This window comes from Nocardioides sp. (assembly GCF_035576065.1).
Lineage (GTDB): Bacteria > Actinomycetota > Actinomycetes > Propionibacteriales > Nocardioidaceae > Nocardioides.
The window spans coordinates 99,916-117,149 of sequence record NZ_DATLWX010000024.1; the positions used below are offsets into that span (position 1 = coordinate 99,916).

The following is a 17,234-nucleotide window of genomic DNA, read 5'->3' on the forward strand; positions in this document are numbered from 1 at the left end:
CAAGTCGAGCTCCGACATGCGTTGAGGGCGGGAGTACAGGCACGCTGCACGGGCACATCGCATCGCGCAGTTGGTGGAGGCCACCGGAAGTCCCGCGACAGACACTCTCAGGCGTCTCGCTCGCGCGTCCAGCAGACCGAGACCGCCGTCGCGCGCTTCGACCCGGCTTCGGATTGGCAGACCCGCTACCTGACCCCAGGGATGAGCGACCTCCACGATCACGCCAACGGTTGGGAGGGCGACGACATGGTCGACTCCTGTCACATCTACGGTGGCCCAGTCCGCATCCTCCGAGAGATCGCCACGCGGGTCTGCCTGAACGCCGTCTGCGAGACCAACGAGGACCGAGGGACAGACAGCACCCAGCTGCCCTAGCCCCGCCGGCTACGCGAGGGACCACGCCAGCGGCGCCCCACACGGGTCACTGCTGACGTGGCGAGTCGCGACCCTCGTGGCCGGGGTAAAGGGTCGGGCCTTGGCCACCCAAAACTCGCCATCCTCCATACCGGCCATCAAACTGAAGGCACGGCCCTCCCGCGATCGGAGGTAGAACTGGACAGAGCCCCGCGGGGTGGTGGGCTTTGAGGTGGTTCTCGGTGCCCTACTCGCCGCTCTCGATCGCGGCGTGATCACCAGTATCCATGGTCTCGTTGAGCATCGCCATGGACTCCTCTGAGAGGTAGCGGCGGTCGCCGGCGATCCATTCGTCGTGCATGTCGATGAGGACCGCGCCGACGAGTCGGATGACCGCGGCGGGGTTGGGGAAGATCCCTACGACGCGGCTGCGGCGCTTGATCTCCTTGTTGACGCGCTCGAGTGGGTTGGTCGACCAGATCTTGCGCCAGTGGGCCTTGGGGAAGGCGGTGAACGCGAGGACCTCGGCCTTGGCTTCGTCCATGAGCGGACCGATCTTCGGGAACGAGCCCACGAGCTGGTCGCGGACCTCGTCCCAGGCCTTGCTGACCGCTTCAGGGTCGGGCTGGGCGAAGATCGTGCGGAACACCGCCGCGACCATGTCCGCGTGCGTCCTGGGCACGTGCGCGAGCAGGTTGCGGGCGAAGTGGACCCGGCAGCGTTGGTGGGCAGAGCCCTGGAAGGACCGCCTGAGTGCCTTCACGAGCCCTGAGTGCTGGTCTGAGATGACCAGCTGCACCCCGCCCAGGCCGCGCTGTTTGAGGCTGAGCAGGAAGGCCCGCCAGAACGTCTCGTCCTCACTGTCCCCGACGTCGAGCCCGAGGACTTCACGCGTGCCGTCAGCGGCGATCCCGGTCGCGACCACGACGGCCATCGAGACGACCTGGCCGCCCTTGCCGGGCTTGTTACGGACGTGGAGGTAGGTCGCATCCAGGTAGACGTAGGGGAAGGCGGTGTGGTCCAGAGGTCGGGTGCGGAACGCACCGACGACCTCATCGAGGCCTTCGCAGATCCGTGAGACCTCGGACTTGGAGATCCCGGAGTCCGCGCCGAGCGCGACGACGAGGTCGTCGACGCTGCGGGTCGAGATGCCGTGGACGTAGGCCTCCATCACGACCGCGTACAACGCTTGGTCGATGCGTCGGCGGGGCTCCAGGATCGAGGGAAAGAACGATCCTTTGCGGAGCTTCGGGATCCGGACTTCGACGTCGCCGGCCTTGGTTGCCAGCAGCTTGGGACGGGTGCCGTTGCGTTCGGTGACGCGGTCCTCGGTGCGTTCGTAGCGCTCCGCGCCGATCACACCGGCTGCTTCGAACTCGACGAGTTCCTGCAAGACGGTGCGGACAGATTCACGGATCATGTCGACGCCGTCGCCGGTGCGGAACGCCTCGAGCAACTCGGACAGGGCAGACTGGGACAAGGCCATCGGTGGGTCTCCTTCAGTGCGTGACTTGGTCGTTTCACACCGAAGATCCCGCCGATGGCCGCCTACTTCACGCAGCCCCGCCGATTGACCTCAAACCCCACCACTCCACGGGACTCTCCTTAGAACTGCCACGGTAAGCGCCGAACGGGTGTGGTGGGAACGATTGCCTAGCCGAAGGGGTGGGTCCACAAACCTGGAGGCGGTCGCGCCGCTTCCAGGTTGAACGGCCGCGACCTGGGGGCGAAACGTCTCGCGCCACGTCCGGCCCTTGCTCCTCTGGTCCCATCCTTCATCCACTCATGACGCCTCACCCACCACAAGCTCGTGATCTGTAACCGGTTTCCCGGACCCCGATCGCCGCGGAACTCCTTGGGAAACGCCTTCGGCATAGGCGCACATTCTTCCAGCGCCGACACATCGACGCAGATCAGATGTCACGCTCCGCGTGACGATCCCCGCACGGTCACGCTCCGCGTGACGATCGGCTAGCGGAGCTCGCCAGTGCAGGATCGGCTAGCGGAGCTCGCCAGTGCAGGATCCCGTTGCGGCGACGCCACGGTCACGGGACGAAGTGTCTGACTTGCTGACGAGGGCCCGCAGGCGTTTGTCGTGCGAGACTGCCGAGGTGGACGGGCAAAGATCCCTGGTATCAGGTGACGGGCTGGGTCTTCAGGTGATCGACGGTGGCGATCGCGCCTGCGGGGAACTGCTCCTCGTTCTTGCGGCTCAGGCGCGGCGACTCGCGCCGGGTAGTCGGATACGGCTCCTGGCGAGCGACCCCGCCGCACCACTCGACCTCCCTGCGTGGTGTCACCTGACCGGGCACTATTACCGGGGTCGTGGTAGCGACGCCTCCGGACGCGTCTACTACGACATCGAGATGGCGGCTCAAGCCGTCCCGACCGACCAGATCCACCCCTGGCGCCTCGACTCCGAGGCAGCAGGTACACATCAGTGAGAGGAACACGCATGACCGGCATCGTGATCAACCTGACGCATTCCATCGATGACGTCGACCGCACCAGCGTCGCCATGGTCGTGGCTGGCGCCTCGGTCGCCTCGAATCAGACGACCACCGTGTTCCTGTCCTCCGAGGGGACCAGACTGGCCGCCCGCGGTGTTGCCGACGACCTCCATGAGGAGGGTTTCGCCCCCCTCTCGCAGTTGGTCGCTGACTATGTCGAGGCAGGGGGGACTTTCCTCGTGTGCAGCCCGTGTGCCAAGAAGCGCGGCATCGGCGAGGCAGACCTCATTGAGGGGGCTAGCATTGTTGGCGGAGCCTCGCTGGTGAAGCTCCTCGTCGACGGTGCCTCTTCGCTGTCGTTTTGAGGACCGGGTTGCTTCGCCGCACAGCCCGCTGAGCACCTCGAGGTCCTGGTGGGGGATGGCCGAGATCTCTGCCGGTTCGTTCCCCGGTACGCCGTTGCCGCGTCGGCCAAGGTGCTTGCGCATCCGGTGACAGCGACGGTGCCGCCCGAGGTGAGGATCATTCGGGCAGGTGGCGCTTGGGAAAAGCCCCGCGTACTCGTCACGAGGCTCGAGAGTCTGGGGATGGCGTGTCCGGGTGGCGCGCCTCGTCAGTGATCGCTCTCGTTACGGGCAGAGGCGTCGAGGCGCGCGGCTTGCGATGGCGCACGGCCCACGATGAGGGCGACGACCGCGGCGCAGAGGAAGACTGCGGCCGAGGTCGGGTTGCCCCCGAGGATCGGGTCGGTGAAGCCCAGCTGGGCGTGCAACGAGACAGCGGCAAGCACGCCGAGCACAGCAGCGGCCTGCAGGGGGCGGGACATCGTGGAGCGCACGCCCACCAGGAGTAGAACACCGACAGCGATCAGCACCACGGACCCGATGAGGTTGTAGGCCCCGAGCGACAGCGACGGGTCGCTGTCGCCCAGCAACGGGCCCCTGGCTGCGAAAGGGTCGCTGAGAGAGCGGACCAGCGAGACCGCGCCGACGAGGATGGTCAGTGCGGCCCACACCTGACCCAGTGTGCGGGGCGAGGTCGTGCCGGCACGCACTCCGTCGGTGCCAAGGATCCGACCGGCCGCGGCGAAGATCAGCACCATGTGGGCGCCGGCCATCAGGAAGTACGCCCAGGGCCACTCCTCGGGTGCGTAGGCGACCGAGAGTCCGATCGCCACTGACTGGGCCAGCCCGATCAAGGCGGCGAGGCGCACGTAGGTGCCGGTCAGCAGCAGCACTGCGAGCGCGGTCTCGGCGATGAGCACGACCCAGCCGAAGACCGGGAAAACGGGGAGGATGAGGTGGTCGGTGATCCAGGCGTACGGCGCCAGGACGGGGTACTCCACGGCGTACGAAGTGAACTTGAAGAGCCCGTTGCCGGCGTCCTGCCCGAAGTTCGGCGCCCGCTTCCAAGCGACGTTGTAGAGCCACATGAGGCCCAGGAGGATGCGCAGCACGGCGAAGGCGACCGCCTGGGCGCGCGCGTTGTCGCCGGGCGTGGGCTCGAGCGCCCAACCCAGCTTGTCGCGGGCGATGGTGCCGATGGAGCTAGGCACAGCGAAACACCTCTCTTCCGGCCGCGGAGGCGGCGTCCTGGACCTTCAGCGTGTCGCGCACGACCCCGAAGATCTCCTCGAGGTCGAGGGGCGCGTCGGCGATCCTCATGTGCGGGTTGGTCACCGCGACCGGATGCCACCAGGCGCCGTCGGCGGTGATGACGGGTTCGGGCTCGAGGGAGTCGAGGGAGACGTGAATGCCGCCGTCGGCGAAACCCTCGGCCGCGACCGGGCGGATCACCCGGTCCTCGGCGGCGATGCCTTCCGCGTCGAGTCGTTCGTGCAGCTCCCGCACCCCGTTCGGATCCTCGTCGAAGCGCGTGGCCGCGATCTTCACTCGGAAACCCAGCGAGCTAGCCAAGGCAATCCCGTCGAGGGCCTTGGCCCACGATCCGGCGCCGCGCATCTTGTCGTGGATCTCAGGTGTCGCCGAATCGAGGCTCACCTGCATCACCACGTCACGATCGATCGACTCCAAGAGCTCACGGCGACGACCACGGCCGAAGATCATCGCGTTGGTCAAGATGGTGCGTTCAAGGCCGGCGGCGGCGTCGACCAGCTCGCCGAGCTGGGGGTGCATGAAGGGCTCACCGCCGGTGAGCAGCAGTTCCTTGCCGCCCTGCTCGCGGAACTGGTCGAGGAGCGGACCCACGACAGCCGGATCGAGGCGCCGGGCATCGGCCTTCGGGGACGACTCGGCGCAGCAGTAGAGGCAGGCGAGGTTGCAGTCGAAGTTCGTGTAGGCCCAGAGCCGGTGACCGACCGGTGTGCGGTCCCCGATGCTGAAGACGGTGCCTGCGTCCGGTGCGGCCAGCTCGGCGCCGTCCTTGCGGACCGAGAACCACCACGGCCCCGACTCGGTCTCGGCGAGCTCAGCGGCCACCTCGTGGCCGACCAGCTCGGCCCAGACCGGCAGATCGGTGACGACGCTGGCTTCGGTGCTGCGGAGCGCGAGCAGGTCGCCGGCCTCGAGGCGGCGCATGGCGCGGGTGATGAGGAGCAACAGACCGCTGCCACAGTCCATGTCGCCACCGTCGATGAGGTGGGCGACATCTCCGAGCGGCGTGCTGGTCGGGGGCGTGCTCGTTATGGCCATCCTAGAAACGTACGCGCCTTGGCCCCGGCAACCCACCTCAACAATGACGAAGCAACACGAAACCTGCTCAGGGCCGGCACCGGGTGGTCACCGGGCTAGGGACGCGAGCACAGAACCCACTGAAGCCCCGGTCCGTCCACAGGGCACCGAAGGCCGCCGACTGTCCCAACAGCCGAACCGCTCTCGGAACTGGGAGACCGGGGACGGTGTGTGGGAACACGCTCGTTCCGTATGACCCGCCCGGTCACCTAACCGGGACGGGCGCCTTCTACGGAACCTCAGGTTCGCTGCCATTTATCTGATGCCGCCGATCCCCGACATCGCCGCCCGTTTCCTCGAATGATCGACTCTCGTTGACCATCGACGGTCCCCAGATTCCCATCCCGATACCTGCCGTCCTGCTCTCTCAACCCCTCCCTTTTCGAGCGGCACGCATGCTACGAATGTTCGTAGATGGGTTGCCCGTGGTCGGGCGGCCCACGCGGCATTTCTAGGGGTCCGTTGGTTGGCGGCGGACACCGTTGAGGCGGGTGATCCGGGGTGCACGGTGGGGTGAAGTTCTACCGCGGCGCAGCGAACGCGGCACGCGCCTATGTCGAGCGCGACCGGTCGCGCGCCGATGACTACTACCTCACCGAGGGCAGCGGCATCGCCGAGCGCCTGGTCGCGTCGCCCGACGGCGTCGCGCGGGTGGGCGCCATGGACGGCGACACCTACGAGAAATGGGTTGCCGGAATCGACATCGAAACTGGTAAACCGAAGGGCCGACTCCGCAAGGACCCGAATGCGCTGCGGTTCGTCGAGGTCACCATCAACGGACCCAAGACCTGGTCGCTGGCCGCCGCCCTGCACCCCGAGATCTCAGCGGCGCTGGACGCCGCGCAGGACAGAGCGGCCGCCGAGATCGTCGGCTGGGTCGCCCAGCACGCCACCACCCGGGTCGGACCAAGGGACCGTCAAGTGCAGGTGCCGGTGGAGCGGATAGAGGCCGCTGTGATCCGGCACTACACCTCTCGGGCCGGCGACCCGCACCGGCATCTTCACCTCCAGATCAACGCCCGCGTCTGGGCCGCCGGCGCCTGGCGGGGACTGCACTCCGTCGGGATCCGCGACTCGATCGAGGCGATCAACGGCATCGGGCACGCCGCGGTCGCTGCCAACCCGGAGTTTCGGTCCGTGCTTGCCGCGCATGGCTTCACCCTCGACCCGGAGTCCGGGGAGATCCGCGAACTCGCTCCCTACGCTGGTGCCTTCAGTGCCCGGACCGCGCAGATCCGCCGCAATGTCGACCGCTACGAGGCCGGATGGCGGTCCGAGCACCCGGGCGAGGAGCCCGGGCCACGGCTCCGCGAGGCCTGGGATCAACGTGCGTGGGCCGATGCCCGTCCCGACAAGATCGTCCCTCGCGATGGCGCCGAGCTAGTCGCCCGCTGGACCGAAGAACTGCGCGACCTCGGCTACCGGGACCCCGACCACCCGGTGCTCCTGGACGCGACGCGGGTGGGCTGGATCGATCGTGACGGTGCGGCGGACTGGGTGATCTCGCAGTTGGGTGCGAAGCGGTCGGCGTGGAACACCGCCGACATCCGAGGCCACGTCGAAGTCCTGCTCGCCGAGACCGGACTCGTGGCTGAGCCCGCCGCCCGGATCGAGCTCGCCGAAGACATCACCGCCCGCGCCCTCGAGCAATGCGCCCCGCTGCTGCTGCGACCGGATGTGCCCGAACATGTCCGCGCGTACACCTCGCCACACGTGTTGGACGTCGAGGCCGAGATCATCGCTCGGATGGCAGGGCGTGCAGACCGGCCGGCTCGACGCGTTCGCATCGTTGGTCGCGGACTGGTGCGGATCGACCCCACACAGGCTGCTGTGGTCGGCACCCTGTGCGGCGACGGACAACTGCTCGTCGTCGAAGGCGCGGCCGGAGCCGGCAAGACCACCGCCCTGCGTTCCGTTCAGACGCTGCTCGCACGGCAAGGACGCCGGATGGTGGTGGTGACCCCGACGTTGAAGGCCGCCGAGGTCGCCTCCGTCGAGACCGGAGCCGAAGGGCACTCGGCCGCGTGGCTGATCCACCAGCACGGCTGGCGGTGGGACAACGAGGGCCACTGGATCCGTCGACCCGACCCAACACCCGCAACAGGTGCCCAACTGCGGCCCGGTGACCTGCTGCTGGTCGACGAGGCAGGGATGCTCGACCAGGACACCGCCCGCGCCCTGCTCACGATCGCCGACAAGGCCGGTGCTCGGGTGGCGTTAGTTGGAGACCGGCACCAGTTGCCGGCCGTCGGACGCGGTGGCGTCCTGGACCACGCGATCGCCTGGGCACACCCCAGCGCAGTGGTGTCGCTGGATACTGTCCACCGGTTCGCCGATGCTGACTACGCGGCCCTCAGCCTGCGCATGCGCACAGGCAGCAACCCCGCCGACGTGTTCGACGAACTCTCACGGCGCGATCACATCGTGATTCACCCCAGCGAGGTCGAACGCACAGCAGCCCTCGCCGAAGCCGGCGCGGCGGGCGCTATCGTCATCGCGGACACCCGCGAACAAGTCGCCGATCTCAACGCCGCCATCCGCGACCATCGCCACGCCTCGCAGTCGACCGCCCATGGTGAACAGGTCGTCACGACCGCTCGTGGTGAACAGATCGGGCTCGGTGACCACGTCGCCACCCGCCGCAACAATCGCGACCTTCAGGTCGCGAACCGGCAGACCTGGACCGTCGCGGAGATCGGGCAGGACGGCAGCCTCGTCTTGCGCGGCCATGGACGAGATCGAGAGATAACGCCCGACTACGCGGCACGGTTCCTTGAACTCGCGTACGCCACCACCGTGCACGGCGCCCAGGGCGAGACCGTCGACTCCGCGCACGTCGTCATCGGTGAACACACCGGTGCCGCAGCGGCGTACGTCGCCATGACCCGAGGCCGTGAATCCAACACTGCCCACGTCGTCGCCGAGTCCGTCGAGGACGCCCGCAAGCAGTGGATCGACGTGTTCAGCCACGACCGCGCAGACCTCGGACCGGCACATGCTCGACGCCAGGCCATCGACGCGATCGAGGTGTACGGCCCACAGCAGCGCCGCCCAGTGCCGGGGCAGCGCCCGTCAACGCCGGCGAAGGGCGTCCCGCTGGGCCTGTGAGCGAGGACGGGACTTGGTGGGCACCGGCCAGCGCATGCCCATCTCGGCGGCCAGCCTCGCAGAGACGCCACCCGGATCACGCGGTCGTCTCCGCTTGGGACCAACACCCTTGGCGGCATCGATCAGTGGTTGCCACGCAGCTCGGATGACCTCAGGGAGGTCCAGGCTTGGCCACGCTTCGATCAACAGCGCCCCATCGACGGCGTTGAGCAAAATCTCATCGTTGCCGTGGTGCACCGCCAGCCCGTAGAACTCGATGCGCTCTTCGAGGACCGCGAGGTCCCAGACGTCGTAGCCGGTGATCCCTCGGAGGTAGAACACCACCACGCGTGAGTAGCAGTCTGGGATCGGGACCTGCCAGAGCCGGTCCGGAACCAAGTACCCGCCCACGACCGGATCCTCCACGTACTCGAAGAAGACCCGGGGCTTCGCGATGAGGTCGTGGTCGGCACCATCGAGAAGCCGTTCGACCACCGCCAGCGTCGGCGACTTTCGACGCGACTCGTACTCCGAGACCGACGACTGCTGAGTTCTGGCCCAGTACGCCAACTGACGCTGCGACATACCCGCCGCCTTGCGGGCCACCTCGATCACCGTCTTCGCATCGGCCACCCCTGAATTATCGCCCATCATCGATTGGGGCGCCATGCACACCTGCCTGGTGAGGCAGGGCCGTCCTGCTTCCCGACCCTCTCGGTCGCGATCACCAGGAGTCATCCCATGACCGCACAACCCACCATCCCGACCCCGCGCCGCAACCCCGGCGACGAGATGCTCACCCTGCAAGAAGCCTGCGCCTTCCTCCGCGTCCCCGAAGGCACCCTGCGCTACTGGCGCCACCTCGGCTGCGGACCCCATAGCTTCAAGGTCGGCCGCCACGTGCGCTACTGGCGCACCGACCTCATCCTCTGGCTCGCCGAGCAGACCAAGCGGGGCAGCAGCCACCAGTAGAGGCTCCGGTCGTCGCCAAGTGAGGTCTTGCGAGTCCGCAAAAAGTCCGCAAGACGCTCGACCACGCCCAATCGTTGTCAACGCATTCCCGCAGGTCAGACCGCATTTCCGTTCTTTACCAACGATGGCCGTCCACGCGGGTGCGATTCACCAACTACCGCTGAGTCCGATCCCGCAGCGGTACGGGCCGACGCGTGACCTCGTCAGGCCCGGATCGCACGCCGTAGGCGGCGGCTGAGCATCTCGCTGGCGGCACTCACTGCGAACGATGCGATCAACAGGGTCGTCACGACGGGGAAGCGGAAGAAGGTGAGGTTCTCCGCGAGCAGGCGGCCGAGCCCGGCGGCACCGACGATTCCGACGACCGCCGTCTCTCGCACGCAGATCTCGAACCGGTAGAGCGTGTAGGTCACCAGTTGCTGGGCCGAGGCGGGGACCACAGCAGCGGCGGTGGCGACGGGGCCCGACACTCCAGCGCGCACGAGTGCCTCACGCGGCCCGGCGTTCACGCTCTCCCACGACTCCGCGACGAGCCGACCCAGCACCCCGCCCGTGTAGACCCCGAGGGCGAGCGCCCCGGGCAGCACGCCTGGGAACAGGGCGAGCAGGGCGATGACTGCCCAGACTGTGGGCGGCACTGAGCGCAGCACGAGCAGGACGATCCGCGCGAGCCCCCAGGCGCCCCACCGTGCCGCGCGGACGGGGAATGTCGCGGGTGGGCCGACGCCAGGACGAGCTCCTACCGCCCAGGGGGAGACGACGACGGTGATGAGCACTGCGATGGCCATGGCCAGCACTGCCATGGCCATCGTGTCCAGCACCGCAGTGGCGACCTCGCCGGCGCCGCCGCGGGGCAGCGCCGGCGGGATCAGGTCGTCGAGGAGCCGGCTGGCCAGCACCCGGGTGCGGTCGTTGGTCAGGCCGGAGAGTGACACCCCCGACGTGATCCACGCCAGGAGCAGACCGGGAACCACGGCAGCCACTGACCATCGAGCCCACCTCGAGCCGGTGCGCCGTACACCAGTCTGTTGGGCGTCGCCGGCCGACCACTCCGAGCAACTGGCGATGGCCATGTTGCTCCGCAGGCGCCCGCTCCACGCATCCACCAACGCGGACAGCATGATCACCGCCGCGACAAGGGTCCAGACCTCGTTCCAGTTGCGCGAGCTGAGACTGACCACCAGTTCCTGGCCGAGTCCGCCCACGCCGACGGCGCCCAGTAGCACGGTCGAACGCACCGCGCACTCGAAGCGGTAGAAGGAGTACGACAGCATCAGCGGCCCGGCAGGAGGCAGCAGCGCGTACACGACCGCCGGCAGCGCCGGGGCGCCAGCACCGCGCAATGCCCTCAACGCGCGCGTGGGCAGGGCGTCGAAGATGTCCCCGAAGACCTGTGCGGTCTGAGCGCCGAAGGGCAACGCGATGGCCAGCACAGCCACCAGCGGATCCAGGCCGAGCACACTGACGAGCAGCAGTGCCCAGACCACCTCGTGGATCGAGCGGGTGGCTACCAGGATCGCGCGGAGCCCGGCCCGCAGCAGGCGCAACATCCACGGAGGACGACGCGACCAGGCCACGTCACTGAGCACCAGCCCGCCCAGCAGACCGATCACGAGGGCACCTGCGGTGCCCAGTGCTGCGAAAGCGAGGGTGGTGCCGGCGGCCTCGAGCACGATCTGCAGGAACTCGATGTCGAGGCGGGGACTCAATGCCGTGCCCAGCAGGTCGCCGATGAGCGGGACCCCACCTGTGTTGACCATCTCGCCGCCCCGGGGAAGGGCGCGCTGGAGCGCCCAGAGGAGAGGCAGGACCACGATCAGCGCCCCCGTACCGCGACGAAGGGCGATCTGTCGTCCGGTCACGCGACGCGCCGGCAGGTGCCGGAGGTCAGTCACAGCAGCTCAGGCTCGGCCGGCGTAGAGCTCGACGAGACTGTCATGGGCGAGATCGGCGACCGCGGTGTCGAACACGACTCGACCTTCGCGCAGCCCGATGGCTCGCGTGCAGTGGTCTCTGGCCAGCTGAGGTTGGTGGAGGGTCACCACGACCGTGCTGGCCGCGTCCGTCACGCGACCCAGCAGTTCCATGACCTCTGCGGCGCGGGTGGGGTCGAGGCTCGCGACGGGCTCATCGGCCAGCACCAGGTCGGGTCGCTGGATCAGCAGTCGCGCGATCGCGACGCGCTGACGCTCGCCCCCCGACAGTCGTTCGGTGCGTTCGTGCACTGCCCACTCGATGCCTACCGCCTCGAGGGCGGTGAGCAATCGCGCGTCGGGGCGTGGCCAGACGAGCGAGGCCAAGGAACGGGGCGCGCCCCACTCCGCGAGTCGCCCGGCGTTGACGTTGTGCATCACACGCACCTGCTCGATGAGGTCCAGGCCCTGCGAGATCGTTCCGACGCGGCGTTGCAACTCACGCCGGGTCCGCGACGACAGGTGGGCGGTGTCGACCCCGAAGAGCTCCACGCTGCCCTCCGAGGGCTGGAGCGAGCCGTTGAGCAGCGCCAGGAGCGTGGACTTGCCGGCCCCGCTCGGGCCGAGCACGGCTACGCGCTCGCCGGCCCGGATCGACAGATCGACTCCCCTCAGCGCCACGTTGCTGCCGAAGCTGCGACCGACCCTGGTCAGGCGTAGGACGTCCTTGTTCACGCCAGCAGGCCCAACTCCTCGGCGACCTTGCGGATCTGGTCGTAGTTGTCGTTCTCGGTGGGCACGAACGAAGCCGCGCCGAAGAGGTCGAGGATGGCGGCGTCGTCCGGGACTGAGGGGTCGAGGCCGAAGAGCATGTCTTTGACCTTGTCGAGCGTGCCAGCGCCGTAGGCGTCATCGATGTCGGGGCGGGCCAGCCAGTGGTAGTCGTAGTAGGCAGGGGTCCGAAAGAGCACGACCACGTCGGAGAGGTCGACCTCACCGGCCTCAACCGTCGCGGTCCAGACCTGCTCGTTGACGGCCCCCACCTCGAAACTGCCAGAAGCAACGGCCTCGATGGTCGCGTCGTGAGAGCCGGAGTAGCCCGGCTGGCCCTTCAGGTCCTCGATCGACAGGCCAGCCTGATCCATGAAGTACTGCGGCATCAGCCGCCCGGAGGTCGAGGTCTCCGAACCGAAGGTGAGCGAGTGGCCGGCGAGCTCGCTCAATCCGTCGATGGCGTCGAACGCAGCCAGGCCAGACTTCTTCGTCGCGATGAACAGGCTGGTGAACTCGGCGTCGATGTCGCGCTGGGCGAACGCCGTAGCGCCGTCGACGCGCTGCGCGGCCTGGACGCCGGTGAGTCCCCCCATCCACGCGATCGCGATGTCGCCGACCTCGAACCCTCGCACGACCGCGGGATACTCCGTCACCGGCGTGTAGGTGACCTCCATCCCGGTGGCCTCGGCGAAGCGAGCGGCCACGTCGCCGTACAACCGGTTCAGCACCTCGGGGTCCTGGTCCGGGATCGCCGAGATCCGAAGCGGTCCCGCGCTCGACTGGCCCGCACCCCCGCTTCGACCCGACGGGGAGTCGTCGTTGCCGCAGGCGGCGAGCAGCACGAGGCCGGAGGCGCCGACGAACAGGGCCCGTCGACTCGTGACGAGGCTGGGGATCGACGGGTGCGGCCACTGGGTGCGGGTCATGGGCTGTTGCTCTCTGTGGGGGCGGCGGTGGGATCGGCGGTGGGAGCGGCGGTGGGAGCGGCGGTGGGAGCGGCGGTGGGATCGGCGGTGGGATCGGCGGTGCCGGTGCCCGCCGCTCGTGACGGGGCGCGTCCCACGTGGAAGGCGACCAGCGCGAGGGAGATGAAGACCGCAGCCGATGTCGGGTTGCCGCCGAGGATCGGGTCGGTGAACCCCAGTTGGGCATGAAGCGAGAGCGCGGCCAGCACGCCCAGGGCGGCCGCTGCCTGGAGGGCCCTGGGTGTCGCGGAGCGCACACCCACCAGCATCAGCACGCCGAGGACGACGAGCACGAGGGACCCCACGAGGTTGTAGGAGCCCAGCGACACTGACGGATCGCTGGAACCCAGGGTCGCGCCGCGGGCCGCAAGCGGGTCGCTGAAGGATCGGACCAGCGAGACCACCCCTGCGAGGAGGGCCACGCCGGCCCAGACCTGACCGAGGGTTCGAGCTGATGTGCTGCCTGCCCTGACCCCGTCGGTGCCCAGGACGCGCCCGGCGGCGGCGAAGACCAGCACGAGGTGGGCACCGATCATGAGGAAGTAGGACCACGGCCACTCGTGGGGCGCGTAGGCGACTGACAACCCGATCGCCAGCGACTGGGCGAGCCCGATGAGCGCGGCAAGGCGGACACGGGTGCCCGTCAACAACATCACCGCGAGGGCGGTCTCGGCGATGAGCACCACCCAGCCGAAGACGGGGAACACCGGCAGGATCAGGTGGTCGGTGAGCCAGGCGTACGGTGGGAGGACCGGGTAGTCGACTGCGTACGACGTGAACTTGTAGAGCCCGTTGCCGGCGTCCTGCCCGAAGTCCGGCGCCCGCTTCCACGACACGTTGTAGAGCCACATGAGGCCGAGCAGGATTCGCATCACGGCGAAGGCGATGGGCTGGGCCCGAGCGTCCTCGTGAGGGGTGGGGTCCAGAGCCCAGCCCAGTCTGGCCCGGGCACTGGTCGTGAAGGACTCAAGCACAGCGGAACACCTCCCGACCAGCCGCTGAGGCGGCATCCTGCACCCTCAACGTGTCGCGTACGACCCCGAAGATCTCCTCCAACTCGAGCGGCGCTTCGGCGATGCGCATGTGTGGGTTGGTCACGGCGACCGGGTGCCACCACGCGCCGTCAGCGGTGATCACCGGCTCAGGCTCCAAGGAGTCGATGGAGACATGGATGCCGCCCTCGGCAAAGCCTTCGGCCGCGACCGGCCGGATGACCCGATCCTCCTGGGCGATCCCCTCGGCATCGAGACGTTCGTGCAATTGACGCACCCCTTCGGGATCCTCGTCGAGACGCGTGGCTGCGATCTTGACCCGGAAACCCAGTGAGTGGGCCAATCCAATCCCGTCGAGCGCTCGAGCCCACGACCCGGAGCCGCGCATCTTGTCGTGGATCTCCGGTGTCGCCGAGTCCAGGCTGACCTGCATCACCACGTCGCGGTCGATCGACTCGAGCAGTTCGCGCCGACGCCCACGCCCGAAGATCATCGCGTTGGTGAGGATCGTTCGCTCGAGGCCGGCAGCCGCATCGACCAGCTCCCCGAGCTGGGGGTGCATGAAGGGCTCGCCGCCGGTGAACAGCAACTCCCGACCCCCCTGCTCCCGGAACTGCGCGAACAGTGGGCCGACGACCTCGGGATCCAGGCGTCGGGCGGCAGCCTGCGGAGAGGACTCGGCGCAGCAGTAGAGGCAGGCAAGGTTGCAGTCGAAGTTGGTGTAGGCCCACAGTCGCTCCCCCACAGGGGTCCTACCCCCGGTGCTGAAAACGGTGCCGGCCTCGAGTGCGACCACCCCGTCGGCGCCGGTGCCGTCCTTGCGCACCACGAACCACCAGGGCCCGGCCCCGGTCTCGGCCAGCTCGCCGGCGATCGCGTGCCCGACCAGCTCGGCCCACACCGGCAGGTCGGTGACGACGCTGGCCTCGGCGCTACGGATGGCAAGCAGATCGCCACTCTCGAGCCGACGCATTGCGCGGGTGATGAGCAGCAGCAAGCCGCTGCCACAGTCCATGGAGCCGCCGTCGATCAGTTTGTCCACGTCACCGACAGGGGTGCTGGTCGAGGACGAGCTGGGAGATGCCATGGTCGCAACATAGTCGTCCTTCGGGCACCCCTCTCTGGTCGAACCCTTACCGATCGGTGACGAAAGACGTCGTGTCGCTCCGGTCAACCAGGGCTAGGGTCCGACGCATGGAACCCGCTGCCGCTTCGGTCCGACCCCAGGATGGCGTCGCTCGCTCCGACTACTGGGAGAACGTCCACGATGGCAAGCCCGAGGACGGCGTCTCGTGGTGGCAGTCGGTGCCGGAGCTGTCCCTCGGACTGGTGGACGAGACCGGGCTGGGCATCGAGCGCTCAGTGATCGACGTCGGTGCTGGCTGGTCGACGCTGGTCGACCACCTCGTCGAGCGTGGCTACACCGACCTCACCGCGATCGACCTGTCGGTGACGGCCCTGAACACCGTACGAGATCGCGTTGGTGAGATCCCCGGAACCCTCGACCTCGAGGTCGCCGACGTCCTCGACTTCCGGCCAGAACGTCGGTTCGCACTGTGGCACGACCGCGCGGTGTTCCACTTCCTCACCGAGGAGGACGAGCGCGACGACTACCGGCTCTCTCTCTGCCACTCTCTCGAGCCCGGCGGCTTCGTGGTGGTCGCGACTTTTGGCCCCGACGGCCCGCTGACCTGCAGCGGACTGCCGATCGTGCGCTACACACATGCCGAGCTCGCCGCGGAATTCCCCGGCTACCGGCTCGTGTCGACCAGCGGAGAGGATCACATCACGCCTTGGGGGACGCGTCAGCAGTTCACCGCCATCCTGCTCCAGGATGAGCGCTGATCACCCACCAGACCCGACCTACGCGACCTTCACAGTGGCCGCGGGAAGCGCCCTCAGGGTGCTTCGTTGACCGTTAGGCTGATGGGAATGATCACTCCCTCCCCCCTTCCCAGGGTTGCTGCGCCCCAACTCGGCGTACCGGAATCGGAGGCGCTCGGACGGGTGCGTGCATTCGCCGACGACCTGGGCCGGCGCCGGACGGTTCGCGACTTTGACGACCGGCCCATCCCGGACGGCGTGCTGGAGGAGGCAGTCCGGGTCGCCGCAACAGCACCGAGCGGCGCCCACGTACAGCCGTGGAGATTCGTGATCGTCACCGACCTCAGCGTGAGGGAGCGGCTGCGAGCGGCGGCCGAAGCCGAGGAGCGCGAGTTCTACACGCGGCGCGCCCCGGCGGAGTGGCTCGCCGCGCTGGGACCACTCGGCACCGACGCCGACAAGCCGTTCCTGCAGACCGCGCCCGCGCTCATTGCTGTCTTCGAGGTGCACCTCGGCCCTGATTCGCCTCGCCCCTACTACGTCAAGGAGTCGGTCGGCATCGCGGTCGGGTTTCTGCTGGCCGCACTCCACCTCGCTGGCCTGTCCACCCTCACCCACACACCGAGCCCGATGAAGTTCCTCAACGACATCCTGGGCCGCCCCGCCGAAGAACGTGGGTTCCTCCTGATACCTGTCGGCTACCCCGCGCCCGCGGCGACCGTGCCCGCACTCGTTCGCAAACCGCTCGACGAGGTGTTGGTCCGGATCTAGCTAGGTCGGCAAGGATCAGTCGACCCCGTCGATGATCTCGCGCAGCACTGCGACGTGGTTGTGCAGCACCTTGCGCCCCTTCGGGGAGAGCGCCACCCACGTCGTGCGTCGGCCCTCGTACGTGCCCTTGCGGCTGCGTACGTACCCCGCATCGGCGAGCGTGGCGAGATGCTTGGAGAGCACGGAGTCGCTCACGCCCAGTCCGTCCCGAAGGACCGCGAACTCGACCTCCGACACAGCAGTCAGCATCGTGGTCAGCTTGAGCCGGGCCGGGGCCAGGAGATGCTTGTCCAGCTCCGCCAAGGAGAGTCCCGTGGAGTGGTGGGGTTTGAGGTCAATCGGCGGGGCTGCGTGAAGTAGGCGGCCATCGGCGGGATCTTCGGTGTGAAACGACCAAGTCACACACTGAAGGAGAACCACCGATGGCCTTGCCCCAGTCTGC

The 17,234-nt window shown here is 68.2% G+C and carries 17 protein-coding genes; 6 read left to right on the forward strand and 11 right to left on the reverse strand.

Annotated features, from left to right (window positions below; genetic code table 11):
- Window positions 1-201 precede the first annotated feature (201 nt).
- Window positions 202-375 carry a hypothetical protein gene (locus VNJ48_RS12320; RefSeq protein ID WP_325602481.1) on the forward strand — a complete coding sequence of 58 codons (174 nt, stop codon included), beginning with the start codon at window positions 202-204 and terminating at the stop codon, window positions 373-375.
- Between the two features lie 226 nt (window positions 376-601).
- On the opposite strand, the gene VNJ48_RS12325 is transcribed toward VNJ48_RS12320, so the two are convergent.
- Both VNJ48_RS12325 and VNJ48_RS12330 read right to left on the reverse strand, forming a co-directional pair.
- Entirely contained in the window at window positions 602-1,840 is a 1,239-nt protein-coding gene (locus tag VNJ48_RS12325) for an IS256 family transposase (protein WP_325602483.1), read from the reverse strand.
- 649 nt (window positions 1,841-2,489) lie between these two features.
- Entirely contained in the window at window positions 2,490-2,654 is a 165-nt protein-coding gene (locus VNJ48_RS12330; RefSeq protein WP_325602485.1) for a hypothetical protein, read from the reverse strand.
- Between the two features lie 155 nt (window positions 2,655-2,809).
- Between VNJ48_RS12330 and VNJ48_RS12335 the strand changes: the two genes are divergently transcribed.
- The gene (locus VNJ48_RS12335) at window positions 2,810-3,169 is read left to right on the forward strand and encodes a DsrE family protein (protein WP_325602487.1); all 360 of its coding nucleotides are present in this window, start codon (window positions 2,810-2,812) and stop codon (window positions 3,167-3,169) included.
- A 248-nt stretch (window positions 3,170-3,417) separates the two neighbouring features.
- Here the strand turns inward: VNJ48_RS12335 and VNJ48_RS12340 are convergent, their stop codons facing one another.
- Together VNJ48_RS12340 and VNJ48_RS12345 are read right to left on the reverse strand one after the other, a co-directional pair.
- Complete coding sequence (locus VNJ48_RS12340; protein ID WP_325602489.1) at window positions 3,418-4,359, reverse strand: Rv1678 family membrane protein; 942 nt, start codon at window positions 4,357-4,359, stop codon at window positions 3,418-3,420.
- Entirely contained in the window at window positions 4,352-5,455 is a 1,104-nt protein-coding gene (locus VNJ48_RS12345; protein WP_325602491.1) for a radical SAM protein, read from the reverse strand. Before VNJ48_RS12345 ends, VNJ48_RS12340 begins: the two co-directional genes overlap by 8 nt.
- A gap of 552 nt (window positions 5,456-6,007) precedes the next feature.
- Here VNJ48_RS12345 and mobF point away from each other — a divergent pair.
- Window positions 6,008-8,602, forward strand: a complete 2,595-nt coding sequence (mobF, locus tag VNJ48_RS12350; RefSeq protein ID WP_325602493.1) for a MobF family relaxase — start codon at window positions 6,008-6,010, stop codon at window positions 8,600-8,602.
- Here the strand turns inward: mobF and VNJ48_RS12355 are convergent.
- Window positions 8,567-9,214 carry a helix-turn-helix transcriptional regulator gene (locus VNJ48_RS12355; RefSeq protein WP_325602495.1) on the reverse strand — a complete coding sequence of 216 codons (648 nt, stop codon included), beginning with the start codon at window positions 9,212-9,214 and terminating at the stop codon, window positions 8,567-8,569. The two genes, mobF and VNJ48_RS12355, sit on opposite strands and share 36 nt — an antisense overlap.
- A gap of 108 nt (window positions 9,215-9,322) precedes the next feature.
- Here VNJ48_RS12355 and VNJ48_RS12360 point away from each other — a divergent pair, with 108 nt between their 5' ends.
- On the forward strand, window positions 9,323-9,553 hold the full coding sequence (locus VNJ48_RS12360; protein WP_325602497.1) for a helix-turn-helix domain-containing protein: 231 nt from the start codon (window positions 9,323-9,325) through the stop codon (window positions 9,551-9,553).
- 203 nt (window positions 9,554-9,756) lie between these two features.
- Here VNJ48_RS12360 and VNJ48_RS12365 read toward each other — a convergent pair whose 3' ends face one another.
- Genes VNJ48_RS12365 through VNJ48_RS12385 form a run of 5 tightly spaced genes read right to left on the reverse strand, consistent with a single transcriptional unit; the run spans window position 9,757 to window position 15,284 of the window.
- Window positions 9,757-11,448 carry a PhnE/PtxC family ABC transporter permease gene (locus VNJ48_RS12365; protein ID WP_325602498.1) on the reverse strand — a complete coding sequence of 564 codons (1,692 nt, stop codon included), beginning with the start codon at window positions 11,446-11,448 and terminating at the stop codon, window positions 9,757-9,759.
- Window positions 11,449-11,454: 6 nt separating this feature from the next.
- A complete protein-coding gene (locus tag VNJ48_RS12370; protein WP_325602500.1) occupies window positions 11,455-12,201 on the reverse strand; it encodes a phosphonate ABC transporter ATP-binding protein in 747 nt (248 codons plus the stop codon).
- The gene (locus VNJ48_RS12375) at window positions 12,198-13,166 is read right to left on the reverse strand and encodes a putative selenate ABC transporter substrate-binding protein (protein ID WP_325602502.1); all 969 of its coding nucleotides are present in this window, start codon (window positions 13,164-13,166) and stop codon (window positions 12,198-12,200) included. The genes VNJ48_RS12370 and VNJ48_RS12375 overlap by 4 nt, the downstream gene beginning before the upstream one ends.
- Window positions 13,163-14,179, reverse strand: a complete 1,017-nt coding sequence (locus VNJ48_RS12380; protein WP_325602504.1) for an Rv1678 family membrane protein — start codon at window positions 14,177-14,179, stop codon at window positions 13,163-13,165. The genes VNJ48_RS12375 and VNJ48_RS12380 overlap by 4 nt, the downstream gene beginning before the upstream one ends.
- Window positions 14,172-15,284, reverse strand: coding sequence for a radical SAM protein (locus tag VNJ48_RS12385; RefSeq protein ID WP_325602505.1), 1,113 nt, complete (start codon window positions 15,282-15,284; stop codon window positions 14,172-14,174). Before VNJ48_RS12385 ends, VNJ48_RS12380 begins: the two co-directional genes overlap by 8 nt.
- A 107-nt stretch (window positions 15,285-15,391) precedes the next feature.
- On the opposite strand from VNJ48_RS12385, the gene VNJ48_RS12390 reads away from it, so the two are divergent.
- Window positions 15,392-16,042 (forward strand): class I SAM-dependent methyltransferase, encoded by a 651-nt coding sequence (locus VNJ48_RS12390; protein WP_325602508.1) that lies wholly within the window; start codon window positions 15,392-15,394, stop codon window positions 16,040-16,042.
- 87 nt (window positions 16,043-16,129) lie between these two features.
- Entirely contained in the window at window positions 16,130-16,792 is a 663-nt protein-coding gene (locus VNJ48_RS12395; RefSeq protein ID WP_325602510.1) for a nitroreductase family protein, read from the forward strand.
- A gap of 15 nt (window positions 16,793-16,807) precedes the next feature.
- Here VNJ48_RS12395 and VNJ48_RS12400 read toward each other — a convergent pair whose 3' ends face one another.
- Entirely contained in the window at window positions 16,808-17,095 is a 288-nt protein-coding gene (locus VNJ48_RS12400; protein WP_325602511.1) for a transcriptional regulator, read from the reverse strand.
- Window positions 17,096-17,234 lie beyond the last annotated feature (139 nt).

Coding starts and splice junctions, on each gene's coding strand:
- VNJ48_RS12395 (WP_325602510.1), top strand. CDS start 16,130: ATGATCACTCCCTCCCCCCTTCCCAGGGTTGCTGCGCCCCAACTCGGC.
- VNJ48_RS12385 (WP_325602505.1), bottom strand. CDS start 15,284: ATGGCATCTCCCAGCTCGTCCTCGACCAGCACCCCTGTCGGTGACGTG.
- VNJ48_RS12345 (WP_325602491.1), bottom strand. CDS start 5,455: ATGGCCATAACGAGCACGCCCCCGACCAGCACGCCGCTCGGAGATGTC.
- VNJ48_RS12390 (WP_325602508.1), top strand. CDS start 15,392: ATGGAACCCGCTGCCGCTTCGGTCCGACCCCAGGATGGCGTCGCTCGC.
- VNJ48_RS12320 (WP_325602481.1), top strand. CDS start 202: ATGAGCGACCTCCACGATCACGCCAACGGTTGGGAGGGCGACGACATG.
- VNJ48_RS12325 (WP_325602483.1), bottom strand. CDS start 1,840: ATGGCCTTGTCCCAGTCTGCCCTGTCCGAGTTGCTCGAGGCGTTCCGC.
- VNJ48_RS12375 (WP_325602502.1), bottom strand. CDS start 13,166: ATGACCCGCACCCAGTGGCCGCACCCGTCGATCCCCAGCCTCGTCACG.
- VNJ48_RS12360 (WP_325602497.1), top strand. CDS start 9,323: ATGACCGCACAACCCACCATCCCGACCCCGCGCCGCAACCCCGGCGAC.
- VNJ48_RS12335 (WP_325602487.1), top strand. CDS start 2,810: ATGACCGGCATCGTGATCAACCTGACGCATTCCATCGATGACGTCGAC.